The organism is Pseudarthrobacter sulfonivorans, assembly GCF_001484605.1.
Lineage (GTDB): Bacteria > Actinomycetota > Actinomycetes > Actinomycetales > Micrococcaceae > Arthrobacter > Arthrobacter sulfonivorans_A.
Genome location: NZ_CP013747.1, coordinates 4491461 through 4504751, shown reverse-complemented (window position 1 = coordinate 4504751; position 13291 = coordinate 4491461). Strand labels below are relative to the sequence as shown.

The following is a 13291-nucleotide window of genomic DNA, read 5'->3' as shown; positions in this document are numbered from 1 at the left end:
GACCGCTAAACGGCGGCGGGATACTGATCCCCCAATACGCGGTTCCCCGCCGCCGTCGCAGCTCCGGAAGATTGCTTCGTGGCTGCAGAATGAACCTACGATCGAATCAGTGAACGCTCGCATGATCGGACTGATAACCCGGGTTATCACTTGAAAACTTAGAATGTCTGCCGCCGCTACTAAGCTGATGGGACGATCACGACTGAAGGGGGCAGCCATGGAGACATTCACGGAAACATTGCGTATGACGCTCTCCGATGTCGCCGCGCTCGCCCAGGTTAAGCGTCCGGTGGTTTCCATGTGGCGCAAGCGCAGCAGCGGAGGCCCGCTGCCGTTCCCGACGGCAGCCGCCCACATGAACGGCGTGGAGCTGTTCGACGCAGACCACATCACCGCCTGGCTGCAGGCCACCGGCCGGGGGAACAACCCGGAGGCTCGGAACGACGTCGCGGTTTTCGCGAGGCTGGCCGGCCCACCTGGCGAACTGCCGCGTGACAGTCGGCAGACCTTCGAAGGCCTGACCGCGCTCCTCGCGCTCAAGGTCATTACGGGACAAGCCGTGGGTGGAAGTACCGCAACTGATTTGTTGGACGCAGCAGACGAAGCGGACCCTGACGATCTGTTCCTCTACTCCGAGCTGGAGGCCCTCGGTTCCGCACTCTCGGGATTGGCCAGCTTCGCGGACAGGCTCGCGGACAGTGCGTTCAGCGCGCCGGCGGCCTTTGAAAAACTACTGGCTCACCGGTTCAAGGAGGGGCTGCGCGAGCAATCGGACACCGCGCTGACAGACGAGGCGCTGAAGCTCGTGGGCGCAACGGCCATGGAGCTGGCATCCACCCTGGACAGCAGGCTCCTCTTCGTCGACTCGACGCCCGGCGGGAGCGACGTGATGCTGAGCATCGTCGAGCAATTCGGAGAGTCGCGGCCCATCACTCTCCTGGCAGCCGACCACCATGGCAGCGCGTCGCGAGTGGCCCGCCGTCGTCTGGCAGTGCATGGCACGGACAGCAGCCCCGTGAAGATCGATGCCAAGGGAGCCTTTGCGGTCAGCGGCCCTGCGGTGCACGTGGCGCAATACCCCGCTCCGGGCAATCCAGCTTTGGACACGACTGGCATCCTGAACAGCATCGAGAACATCGTCCTGCAAATGGACGACAGTCAGCGAGCCGTTGTCATCGCGCCTGCCCGGGTATTGTGCGACGCTCTCGCTGGAGAAGCCGGCAACCTGCGCTCAGATCTGTTGCGCTCGGGCAGAGTTCGTGCCATCGTCCGGCTCCAGCCAGGACTTCTCCGTGCCAAGCCCCGGGAGCCGCAGGCCCTCTGGGTGCTGGGACCGTCCTTCGCTGATGTGCCGATTGCGGAACGCTGGACGAGCGTGGCAGACCTGAGCACCACCCCGCTCACCCTGGATGTCAGCCAGGACCTGATCAGCGACGTCGTCGCCTCGATGGGCAATCGTGCCACCATCCGCGCGCACTCCTTCAGGTTCACCCGGCTGGTCCAGGCCCGCGTCCTTCTCGCCGGTAAGGGTTCCCTCGTGAACGTTCCTCCTGCTGGAAGTTCGACGACGGCTGGCGGCGCCGAGTCTGCGCTTCGGGTCGAAGAACTCGTGCGCCTCCTGTCGTTCCGAACCTCCGCGCCGTCGGGGCTGCCCGGAGTTCAGCCGGCCGTGCCCGGCACGGGGCCTCGGCCCACATCAACTCAGGAACTGCTGACGGCCGGAAACCTCAAGTACGTCAAAGGCATCAGGATTGAAGAGACTGACCTCAACCGAAAGGCCGGAAGCAGGATACTGGGCCGCGAGGAACTGATGGATCCCCACAACACCGAACCGCGATTCATCACGCTCCTCGACTTCGCGGCCAAATACCCGGCCGGGCGCCTCACCGAACCTGGTGACGTCGTCTTCTGCACCAGCCCGCGGCCCGCAGCGATGGTCGATGCGGAGGGCGGCGCCGTCGTCGTCTTCCCTGCCCGGATCCTGCGGATCGACCGCGGCGATCCCGGCGGCCTGGTGCCGGACGTTGTTGCCACTGACATCAGCAGCCGACCGCCAGCGGATAAGACATGGCGGAACTGGCGGTTCCGCCGCGCACCGGAAGTTCAACGCCAGCCGCTATCCAACGCGTTAGCCAGGCTGCAACACGAGCAGGCAGAAGCCCGTCAACGCCTCAACCGACTGGAAGAACTCGCTACCCTGATTACGGACGGCGTAGCGGGCGGAAGCCTTACCCTGACAGACCCCATCTCCATCGCCGCACCAGCAGAAGGAACCTCATAATGCCTCCGAAATTGAAGGTGGACCTCGCCCCGTCCACCATGAAGGAACTTAAGGACACCCTCTGGAAGGCGGCTGACAAGCTCCGCGGCTCGATGGATGCCTCGCAGTACAAGGACGTGATTTTGGGGCTGGTCTTCCTGAAGTACGTTTCGGACGCGTTCGAGGAGCGGCGCGGGCAGATCCAGGCTGAGCTGGAGGCCGACGGGCTCAATGAAGAGCAGATCGCCCAGCTCATCGATGACGTGGACGAGTACACCGGCCGTGGCGTGTTCTGGGTGTCGCCCCGGGCCCGCTGGACCTACCTGGCAGAGAATGCCAAGGGCCTGGACGCCATCGACGGCGCCGAGCCCAAGTCCATCGGGCTGCTCATCGATGAAGCCATGGAACTCATCATGCAGGACAACAAGTCCTTGGCAGCCACCCTCCCCCGCATCTACAACCGGGACAACGTGGACCAGCGCCGGCTGGGCGAGCTGCTGGACCTGTTCAACTCCGCTCGCTTCACCGGCCAAGGCGCCAGCAAGGCACGCGACCTGCTGGGTGAGGTGTACGAGTACTTCCTGGAGAAGTTCGCGAAGGCTGAAGGCAAGCGCGGCGGCGAGTTCTACACCCCTGCAGGCGTGGTCCGTGTACTCGTTGAGGTGCTGGAACCCCACAGCGGCCGGGTCTACGATCCGTGCTGCGGCTCCGGCGGCATGTTCGTCCAGGCCGAAAAGTTCCTGGCCGCACACAACATGGAAGGTTCGGACATCTCCGTCTATGGCCAGGAGCTCAACGAGCGCACTTGGCGGATGGCCAAGATGAACCTGGCGATCCACGGCCTGAACGCCAACCTTGCCTCGCGCTGGGGCGACACGTTCGCCCGCGATCAGCACCCGGAACTGAGCGGCACCAACGGCGCGGATTTCATTATGGCCAACCCGCCCTTCAACATCAAGGACTGGGCCCGTTCCGAATCGGATCCGCGCTGGAGATACGGCGTCCCGCCAGCCGGCAACGCCAACTACGCCTGGATCCAGCACATCATTTCGAAGCTGGCACCGGGTGGCAGCGCCGGCGTGGTCATGGCCAACGGCTCCATGTCCTCCAACTCTGGCGGCGAAGGCGAGATCCGCGCCCAGCTGGTGGAGGCCGATCTCGTCTCCTGCATGGTTGCGCTGCCTACCCAACTGTTCCGCAGCACCGGCATCCCGGTGTGCACGTGGTTCTTCGCCAAGGATAAGACCGCCGGTGCGCACGGCTCTGTGGACCGTACCGGCCAGGTGTTGTTCATCGATGCCCGGAACCTCGGCGACATGGTGGACCGCGCCGAGCGCGCACTGTCGGACGAGGACATCGCCAAGATCGCCAATGCCTACCATGCCTGGCGCGGCTCGGCTTCCGCTGTTGAGGCAGGGCTGGCGTACGACGACGAAGCGGGCTTCTGCTATTCGGCCACCCTCGCGGAAATCAAGGCAGCCGACTACGCGCTGACCCCGGGACGCTACGTCGGGGCTGCCGAGGTGGCGGACGACGGCGAGCCGATCGAAGAGAAGATCGCACGGCTATCGAAGGAGCTTTTCGCGCAGTTCGAAGAGTCCGAGCGGCTGGCCGCTGTGGTTCATGAGCAGTTGGGGAGGGTCGATGTCTGAATTGACTGTTAGTGACCTCGGCACACTCTACGACGGGCCGCACGCGACGCCCACACGTATCGAAGCTGGCCCCTACTTCCTAAACATTTCCAGCCTGAACGAGGGCCGTCTGGACCTGCAGCAGTCCGACCATGTATCCGAGACCGATTTTGTGAAATGGACCAAACGAGTCGAACCAGCCGAGAGCGACCTCCTCTTTTCCTATGAGACACGACTCGGTGAAGCCGCCCTGATGCCTGCGGGAATCCGGGCCTGCCTAGGCAGACGCATGGCGCTGATCCGGCCCGACCGTGCCGTGATTGACCCGAATTTCCTTCTATATTTCTATCTCAGCCCCGATTTCCAGCGGATCATTGAACAACACACGATTCACGGAGCTACCGTGAACCGAATTAGTCTCTCCACGATGGGATCCTGGCCCGTTCGGATACCGGGGCTGCCTGAGCAACGGGCAATCGCGGAAATCCTAGGCGCTCTCGACGACAAGATCGCCGCCAACACCAAGCTCGCTGCCACAGCGAGTGAGTTAGCGGGTCTAGTTTTCGATCAAACAACGACTAGTCTCGACATGCGGCCAATGAGTGAAGTTCTCAGTCCCCTTCTGGGCGGGACACCACAACGGTCACGAGCAGAATATTGGGACGGAAATCAACTCTGGGCCTCGGCCAAAGACATCACCGGAGCGGAATTCGGTGTCATCACAGACACGGATGAAAAGATCACGCAGCTGGCAGTCTCGAGTACTAAGGCGAAACCGCTACCGTCAGGGAGCGTCATTCTCACAGCTCGGGGAACCGTAGGCGCAGTTGCCAGGCTGGCAGCACCTTCCTCGTTTAACCAGTCCTGTTACGGGTTTGTCCCCGGCAAGGTTCCACCCGGGGTCCTTTACTTCGCTGTGCTGCGTGCTACGCAGCGGGCCAAGGAAATAGCCCATGGCTCTGTTTTTGACACCATAACGATGAAGACATTCGACCACCTCCCATTTCCGAAATTCGACGACGCTGCACTTTCTTCTGTAGAGAGCCGTATTGGCCCGCTGCTGCAGGCAGTCGCAGGGTCCGTCATTGAGAACGCCAAGCTCGCCACCACCCGCGATGCCCTCCTCCCCCAGCTCATGTCCGGCAAGCTCCGGGTCAAGGACGCGGAAACAGTCATGGAGAAGGCCGGGGTATGACCGTTCAATGCGTTGCACTATTGCCAAGGATGGAGGATTCAATTGGGCAAGCGCCGCTTGCCCAATTGGCACCCTGCCGCCCGGCAATGATGGCAACGCGTTGCACAATTGGGACTGGAACCGTTCGAAATCTTGCAAGCGCCATTTGCAAAATTGAACAGGGCCGAGACCGTCCAGTGTTGCAACGGTTGTTGCAACACTTCACGATGATCCGCGATCTCTGCACGTCCGGGAGCGGGCACAAGATTGCACGGGATAGGGCAACCAAACGCTGGCGGCCAAAACAAATTTGTGCAGCAGCCGGCTGCAGAAACGCCAATGACTCGAGTGCCAAGGTTGCAGATACCGTCTGCAACATCAATTTCAAGCCATATACCCCAGCGTGTGAAGGCATACGGGCAGCCATGGCGAATAAAGCTGGCCGGCCCGGCGTCTGAGTAAGCTGAACAACAAAAGACTTTGGGGGAAATCACCGTGACAGCACCAGCAGTAGCCTTTTCCGAAGCCGACTGGGAGGGCGCCGCGAAGGAGCGGCTCGGCGAGCTCGATTGGAAGCCCGTAGAGGGGCAAGCCATCGCTCCCGGCACAGGTGAACGCGATTCCTGGGCCGAACTGTTTATCCGGCCGCGGCTCCTCGCGGCGCTCCAGCGATTCAACCCGACGGTCCCGGCTCAATACCTGCAGCAGGCACTGTCGGAAATCGCGGCACCCAAGTCGAACGACGCGTTGGCTGAGAACCACCGCATCCATAGCTATTTGGTTGACGGATACCGGCACTCGTACATCGACTCCGATGGCAACGAGGCCAACCCCACCATCAGGCTCATCAGCCAAGAGCCGGACCAGAACGACTGGCTGGCCGTCAACCAGGTCACACTCGTGGAGGGCGACTACAAGCGTCGCTTCGACGTCGTGCTCTATTGCAACGGCATGCCCGTGGGCATCATCGAGCTAAAAAAGGCGGGCAGCGCGCACGCAGACCTCCCGGGCGCCCACGCACAGCTACAAACCTATCTCCGCGAATTCCCCATGGCTTTCCGCTTCTGCGTGTTTACGCTCGCCACGGATGGGATCCAGGCCAAGTACGGAACACCGTTCACCCCCTTTAACCACTTCTCACCCTGGAACGTGGACGATGACGGCGTGCCCGTTCCCCAGGGCTTCATGCTCGACGGGGACGCCGTCACCGCACTGGATACCGCACTGGATGGCCTCTACAACCAGGAGCGATTCCTCCAGCTGACCCGCAACTTCACAGCCTTTGACCAGGGCTCGGGCGGGCTGGCCAAACGCATCGCCAAGCCGCACCAGTACTACGCCGTGACCAAGGCAGTGGCCAGCACTATCCAGGCTGTGGAAAGCAACGGCAAGGCCGGCGTTGTCTGGCACACCCAGGGTTCGGGCAAGTCCATGGAGATGGAACTGTACGCGAACATGGTGGCCCGTCAGCCAAAGTTGAAGAACCCGACCGTCGTTGTCATCACCGACCGGAACGAACTGGACGGTCAGCTGTTCGAAGGCTTTGACCGCAGCCTGCTTCTGGCAGAGTCTCCCAAAAAGATCAAACGGCGCTCGGAACTGCGGGACGAGCTGAGCAACAGGACTACCGGCGGCATTTACTTCACTACGCTGCAGAAGTTCGGCCGCAGCAAGTCCGAAAAGGACGCCGGCGCCGACCACCCGCTCCTGTCCGACCGGCGCAACATCATTGTCGTGGTCGACGAGGCCCACCGCTCTCACTACGACGACCTGGACGGCTATGCCCGTCACCTCCGCGATGCGCTCCCCCATGCCACTTTGATCGCCTTCACCGGTACGCCAATCTCCTTTGATGACCGCAACACCCAGGATGTCTTCGGCGACTACATCGACGTCTACGATCTGTCACGGGCGGTGGAAGACGGAGCCACGGTTCCCGTCTACTTTGAGCCGCGGCTGATCAAAGTGGGGCTGTCTTCGGATGTCACCGAGGATGACTTGGACAAGTCCGCCGATGAAGTGACACTCGGCCTGGACGATACCGAGCGGGCACGCATCGAGGCGAGCGTCGCCGTCGTCAACGCTGTTTATGGTGCGCCGCAGCGCATTGCGGCGCTGGCCGCTGACCTGGTGGCGCACTGGGAGAACCGGCGTAACCGGATGGGCAAGTTCATTGAGGCGCCGGGCAAAGCGATGATCGTGGGCGGGACGCGCGAGATCTGCGCGAAGCTGTACTCAGCGATTGTGGAGCTGCGGCCGGACTGGCATTCGGACGACCTCTCCAAGGGCAAGATCAAGGTGGTGTACTCGGGCGACGCGACTGATGTGCCGCCCGTTTCCGACCACGTGCGGCGGGACTCGTTGAATGCTCAGGTGAAAGAGCGGCTCAAAAACGCGGACGACGAGCTGGAGCTGGTGATCGTCAAGGACATGATGCTCACCGGCTACGATTCCCCGCCTCTGCACACGCTTTACCTGGACCGTCCGCTCAAGGGCGCGTTGCTGATGCAGACGCTGGCACGCGTGAACCGCACGTTCCGCGGCAAGGAGGACGGGCTGCTGGTGGCGTACGCGCCCCTGGCCGAGAACCTGGCCAAGGCGCTGGGCGAGTACACGCAGTCGGACCGGGCGAATAAGCCGGTGGGCAAAAACATTGATGAGGCTGTTGGCCTGACGTTGTCCTTGGTGGAGTCGCTGCGTTCCTTGCTGGCGGGCTACGACTGGAAGTCCGTGCTGATGAAAGGTGGGCCCAAGGCATTCCTGAACGCCGTCACCGGTGCGGTCAGTTACTTGCGCAGCCCGGGTTCGCCCGGTAACCAGCCGGCTGAGGGGGAAGAGTCGCTTGCCGCGAAGTACCGCAAGTTCTCCAGCCAGCTATCCCGTGCGTGGGCGCTGTGCTCGGGCTCCGAGACACTGGCTGAGCTGCGTCCCGAGATCCAGGTGTACGAGGAGATCCGCGTCTGGATGGCGAAGTACGACGCCGCCGACCGGCAGGCCAGCGGCGAGCCAGTTCCTGAAGAAATTCAGCGCCTGCTGGGGAACCTGATCGCTTCGGCGACGTCCTCGGGCGAGGTGCTCGACATCTACGAGGCAGCCGGCATGCCCAAGCCGTCGCTGGACGACCTGACTCCGGAATTCATCGCCAAGACGCAGAAGGCACGGAACCCGCAGCTGGCCATCGAAGCGCTGCGGAAGCTCATTGCCGACGAGTCGGCAGCGTCTACGCGGAACAACGTGATCCGGCAACGGGCATTTTCGGAGCGGATCACGGAACTGATGAAAAAGTACACGAACCAGCAGCTGACGTCAGCTGAGGTCATCGCCGAGCTGGTGGAGTTGGCGCGTGAGGTGGCCGCGGAAGGTAAACGCGGTCAGCAGTTCACTCCCCCGCTGAATTCCGATGAGCTGGCGTTCTACGACGCCGTGGCTCAAAACGAGTCGGCGGTGGAGGTACAAGGCGAAGGTGTCCTGGCTGATATCGCACGCGAGCTCGTGTCTGTGATGCGCCGCGACGTGCGGACGGACTGGACCGTCCGCGATGACGTGCGGGCAAAGCTGCGGTCGTCGATCAAGCGGCTACTGGTGCGGTTTGGATACCCGCCGGACAAGCAGCCGGAGGCAATCAAGCTGGTCATGGAACAGATGGAATCGATGGCGCCGCGGTTTGCCGAGGCACGGGCGTAGCTCAAGAGATTTCCGCCAACAGGCGGTTGCAATAACACTATGAAAATGGGGAAATGACTACTTTCGAAACTACCAGTGGAAACGCGTTGCCGGAGGTACCGCCGACACCGGACCACGCACCGCCGCTGAAAGCCAAGCGGCTGAAGCTAACGAAGCTCCGTTCGGCCAACGGCGCCCGGATCATTCTGGGCTCGGTGCTGGGCCTGCTGCTGATCATCACATGGATCGTCAACAACCCCGCCTTTCAGAGCGGCAGCAGCCCTTCCGATTGGAAGTCGGAGCTCAGCGCGGCTGACTTAAAGAACACCATGAACAACGGCGAGACCAAGGGCGCCCCGCAGCAAACAGTTGTCAACGGCTGGTACGCCAATGACATCGCCGCTGTCACTGCTGCCCAGAACACGTACATTGCCGCGAGTTCTGCCCGGAACGGGAATTTTTTGATGCTGCTAGGCCTTGGGGTCGCCGGCGAATTGATTATCCGTGGGGCGGAGCGCGCACGTATCAACCGCCGAGCTATCGCCTAATGCTTTGCACACCGGGCCGACCTCACTTCTGGTAAACATCCCGCCGATGCCCCAGGTTGAGGACCAGAACCAGGAGAACATCGTCCTGGATCGTGTAGATGATCCGATAGTCACCAATACGGACCCGATAACCGGGACGGCCGCTCAAGGCGATTGCCTTGGGCGGCCGCGGGTCTTGACCTAGGAGCGCGATCGCACCCTGAATCCGTTCGCGGTCCTCGGGATGGACCTTTCTTAAGGCACGGACGGCCGCAGGTCTCAGCTCGATCCGGTATTGGCTCATGTCCAGCCGAGGTCCGCCTTCACTTGAGCCCAAGGGATGTTCTCGCCTTCTTCCGCCATTGCCGCGTCGAACGCTGCAATGTCTTCGATTTCCTCCAATGCATCAAGCATCTTCTCGTAGCGCTCTGGCGATACTAATACGGCTGCCCGATGTCCGCGGCGCTCAATAAATACCGGCTCAGATTCAGCCCTCTCGATGAGCTCCGGCAAGTGTGATCGCGCGTCCGTGATGTTGATGGTCGACATGCAGTAAATGTACATCTCTGATGTTTCAGATGTACATATACCCCAAGAGAAACCGGAAGTTCCAGTTCTCAATCTCCTACTTGCGCCCCTCAGACAGGCCTTCGAAGCCCTTCTGGAACTTTAAGCCGATGTAATGGCCGTGGACGGCCTGACCGACTGGGCGGTACGCGACGATGTACGACGAAGCTGCACTCCTCGATTTATGTCCTGAAAATGATTGGCTCGTCATCGGGCCCAGCAGCGAGATTACACTCACGCAAAAATGTCAGACCCCCTTTCCATAATGAGTACATGGCAAGCGAAGCGGTGGCAAAGGCGTTTGAGGCGATAGACGCCGCCGTTGCCATGCTTCGCCACGAGGTGGCTGAATCCGGTTGCGGGTCGCCCTCGGACTCCGACCCTCTGGCTGTCGTTGCTGACGGATGCTTGGACATCCTTGCGGGGATCGCACGGGCCGAGGCTCGGATTGCGGCGTTGAAGGCGGAGGCAGCCGCTACATATGCGGACTCGGCGCGGTCGGCGGCACCTCTGTACATTCCGGTCCAGGCGCAGGAAATGGCAATAGCGGCCGAGGTAGGCTGCGTACTGGCCATCGGCGACCGGGCCGCAGGTGCGCTGCTGGAGCAGTCCTACGCTCTGTCAACGTCTCTGCCACGCACCCTTGCAGCCCTTCAGGCGGGAACGGTTTCGTGGCAGCACGCCAGGGTGATGGTGAACGAGACCGCCACCCTTGACCGCGACGCAGCAAAGGCACTGGAAGCCCACTTCCTCGATGCTGACGCGCCCAATCCTGCCTGCGGTTGCCCGGCCGGCGAGATGCCCGCCTACAGGTTCCGGCGGAAAGCCCGGACCTGGCGGGAACGCCACCACCCGGACAGCATCGAAAAACGCCACGCTAAGGGCGTCGAGGACAGGTGCCTGGAATTTACCCCGGAGCAGGACGGCATGGCGCGGATGTCCGCCTACCTGCCTGCGGACCAGGCGGCCGCGATCTGGAACCGCATTACCGCCATCGCGCGGGGCCTGCAGGATCCCCAGGAGGACCGGACGCTCACGCAGTTGAGGGCAGACGTCTTCGCCGCGGCAGCCCTTCGAAGCGACAGCGGCTGCACGCGCTGCCGCAACAGCATCGGAAGCAGCGGGACTGGGGCTAGGGCGGGGGCACCCGGTCTTGCCGATATCCCCACGCCCCGGGCGGAGGTCCTGATCACCGTTCCCATCTTCTCCCTGCTCGGGGTGACCGAGGAGCCGGCGATGCTCGACGGGTACGGACCCATCCCAGCCTCCATGGCACGGGATCTGGTGGCCAACGGAGCTGACTCGTTCCACAGGGTGCTCGTCGATCCGCGGGATGGGGCACCCTTGGAAATCGGCCGCACGAGTTACCGGCTCACGAAGGCCATGCGGAACTGGCTACGGATGCGCGACGGCAAATGCCCGTTCCCCGGCTGCAGCAACCATTCCCTGGACAACGAGGCAGACCACCTCTTGGCCTGGCATCACGGCGGAACCACCGGGATCAGCAACCTGGGACAGCCATGTCGCCGGCACCACAGCCTCAAACACGCCAGCGGCTGGAAACCGACGCCGGCAACAAAGAATGAGCCGCCCGGCTGGGTCTCACCATCAGGGCGCAAATACAAAAGCGAACACCAGGACTGGGAACCACCCCACTGGCCGCCTTCACTGGGGCCGCGAGCCGGCGAGGGGCACCGTCCTGGACCCTATCCACCTACGTCCACCGGCTCGCGCGGGACCGTGGACTATGTTCAGATGCCGCCATCGGCGGGAGAAGACTGCCTTCGCGCGTACCTCGGTGCAAGATGAGCTGCCGGATGAACGTGCCGGGCCTCGACCGTCCCGTGGGCTCCGCTGCGCCATCGCCTGTCCCGGGCGCCGGATCCACATGACCTGCCCCCAACGCACAAGGGACACCGCACAAAGCGTGCGGAGTCCCTTGTTGACAGGTCCTGGAAGTTGTCGGGTCTGTAGATGGACAGGCTACTTGGTCCTGAGGACCATTCCCCTTTCCATTATTTCCCCGGCGGCATTGGCCTGGTCCCGGATCCTCAAGGACAGGCAAGATGGTCCTTTTCTACACCCGCAGGAAAGACCGGAAGGTCAGTCCAAGTGGGGCTCGACAAGTCTTCACCTTCACCTGCCGCCGGCAATTCGGTGCCGCGCGAACAAAGGCCACTGAGCAGGCTTCGGCGCCTGGAAAACCGCATGTTTCTAGGCGATGTCCAAGATCAGCGGCATGTGGTCGCTATGCGCCAACCAGTCTACGGAACCCCCTACTCGGAGGTCGGCCGGGATGCCGTCGCTCAGGAATGCGTAGTCAATGTGATGCCCGAATCGGAGGTTCCGGGTGTGAAAGTACGTTTTCGTCGGCTCCGCCCCTTGTTCGTTCACCGCGTCGCGGTGGTACACGCTGCTGAGTCCAAGCCCAGCAAGCTTTTCGACGAGCATGCTGTGGTTCCTCTTGGGATGCGCCCTGTCCCAGACCGTGTTGCTGTTGAAGTCCCCCATCAGCAACGCCCCGCCGCCAGCGAGGAAGCCAGCGTGGCGGTCGACTATCTCATGGGTCACGCGAACATACCTTAGCTCGCGATTCAACTGATGCGCCCATAGGGCAACGACGTTGAGGCCGTCGATCGAAAAGGGAAGATGCCAGGGCAAATTGGGATCCGCGTGTTCTGACATTTTGTAGCGAGCGTTGGCGAATCCAATAACTCCGAGACCTTTGTTCAGATTGCTGCCGGTCCATGCCGCGAAGGGTTGCTCTGCCGCGAAAATGTCTTTCTTGGCGACCTCTTGGAGGATGACGACGTCGGGCTGCAGCGCCTCGATCAGGTGGCGTTTCTTGTAGTACGCCATGGAACAGTTCCACGAGACGATTCGCACTGGGTTCCTTTGTTCTCGGCTAAAGTGCTCTTGGCATTTTACTGCCTCCGCTTACAACAGGCCCAGGTCCACCGAACAACGACGGGCCACGGCTGCTGGTTGATAGCCCAACCTTCAGCGGGAAACGCCGCTTCATGTGTCCGCGGCCAAAGGGACGCTCTTTACGGAACAGAAGATTCTCTCGCTCCGTACGAATGAGGCTTTGCTCGCGCCACCGCCTTAAACGAACGAGCCTGAACGCCAGCAACGTGTTTAACTGATGCTCCCTACTGGGCGCGGTCTATTGTTCGGTCTGCGCCGGTTTCGCGCTGCGACTGCCCTTGTAGCCGAGTTCGCGGCCGTGGCACCAAAGGATGGCGTCCATGATGCGGAGTTCGGAGAGGCCTTGGGTGACCTCGGATTGCTCGTGGATGCTGCGGAGGCGGTCGGGAAGGGGTGTGCCGGGTTGGAGGAGGTCATGCCAGTTGAGCCATTCGTTGCGGGGAGCGCGTATGGCGATGACCTGGCCGATGATGTCGTCCCAGATCGGGATGAGGTTTGGGTGTTTGCGGGCCTTGATTTTGCTGGCGATTGTTGGGCCCAG

10 protein-coding genes are annotated in these 13291 nt (G+C 62.0%); 6 read left to right on the top strand and 4 right to left on the bottom strand.

Annotated features, from left to right (window positions below):
- The first annotated feature begins 217 nt into the window (after positions 1-217).
- The 5 genes from AU252_RS20465 to AU252_RS20445 all read left to right on the top strand — a co-directional run bounded on the left by AU252_RS20465 (position 218) and on the right by AU252_RS20445 (position 9276).
- Complete coding sequence (locus AU252_RS20465) at positions 218-2281, top strand: hypothetical protein (protein WP_058932283.1); 2064 nt, start codon at positions 218-220, stop codon at positions 2279-2281.
- On the top strand, positions 2281-3912 hold the full coding sequence (locus tag AU252_RS20460) for a type I restriction-modification system subunit M (RefSeq protein ID WP_058932282.1): 1632 nt from the start codon (positions 2281-2283) through the stop codon (positions 3910-3912). The genes AU252_RS20465 and AU252_RS20460 overlap by 1 nt, the downstream gene beginning before the upstream one ends.
- Positions 3905-5086: a restriction endonuclease subunit S gene (locus AU252_RS20455; RefSeq protein ID WP_058932281.1), complete on the top strand. Its 1182-nt coding sequence runs from the start codon at positions 3905-3907 to the stop codon at positions 5084-5086. Before AU252_RS20460 ends, AU252_RS20455 begins: the two co-directional genes overlap by 8 nt.
- A gap of 474 nt (positions 5087-5560) precedes the next feature.
- On the top strand, positions 5561-8749 hold the full coding sequence (locus AU252_RS20450) for a type I restriction endonuclease subunit R (protein ID WP_058933082.1): 3189 nt from the start codon (positions 5561-5563) through the stop codon (positions 8747-8749).
- A 53-nt stretch (positions 8750-8802) separates the two neighbouring features.
- Positions 8803-9276, top strand: a complete 474-nt coding sequence (locus AU252_RS20445; RefSeq protein ID WP_157769036.1) for a hypothetical protein — start codon at positions 8803-8805, stop codon at positions 9274-9276.
- Positions 9277-9298: 22 nt separating this feature from the next.
- On the opposite strand, the gene AU252_RS20440 is transcribed toward AU252_RS20445, so the two are convergent.
- Together AU252_RS20440 and AU252_RS20435 are read right to left on the bottom strand one after the other, a co-directional pair.
- Positions 9299-9559: a type II toxin-antitoxin system RelE family toxin gene (locus AU252_RS20440; RefSeq protein WP_058932279.1), complete on the bottom strand. Its 261-nt coding sequence runs from the start codon at positions 9557-9559 to the stop codon at positions 9299-9301.
- On the bottom strand, positions 9556-9804 hold the full coding sequence (locus AU252_RS20435) for a type II toxin-antitoxin system Phd/YefM family antitoxin (protein WP_058933081.1): 249 nt from the start codon (positions 9802-9804) through the stop codon (positions 9556-9558). The genes AU252_RS20440 and AU252_RS20435 overlap by 4 nt, the downstream gene beginning before the upstream one ends.
- Positions 9805-10095: 291 nt before the next feature.
- Between AU252_RS20435 and AU252_RS20430 the strand changes: the two genes are divergently transcribed.
- Complete coding sequence (locus AU252_RS20430) at positions 10096-11631, top strand: HNH endonuclease signature motif containing protein (RefSeq protein WP_058932278.1); 1536 nt, start codon at positions 10096-10098, stop codon at positions 11629-11631.
- Positions 11632-12036: 405 nt separating this feature from the next.
- Here AU252_RS20430 and AU252_RS20425 read toward each other — a convergent pair whose 3' ends face one another.
- Together AU252_RS20425 and AU252_RS25060 are read right to left on the bottom strand one after the other, a co-directional pair.
- Entirely contained in the window at positions 12037-12708 is a 672-nt protein-coding gene (locus tag AU252_RS20425) for an endonuclease/exonuclease/phosphatase family protein (RefSeq protein ID WP_276203724.1), read from the bottom strand.
- A 280-nt stretch (positions 12709-12988) separates the two neighbouring features.
- Entirely contained in the window at positions 12989-13291 is a 303-nt protein-coding gene (locus tag AU252_RS25060; protein ID WP_430929488.1) for a DUF6308 family protein, read from the bottom strand.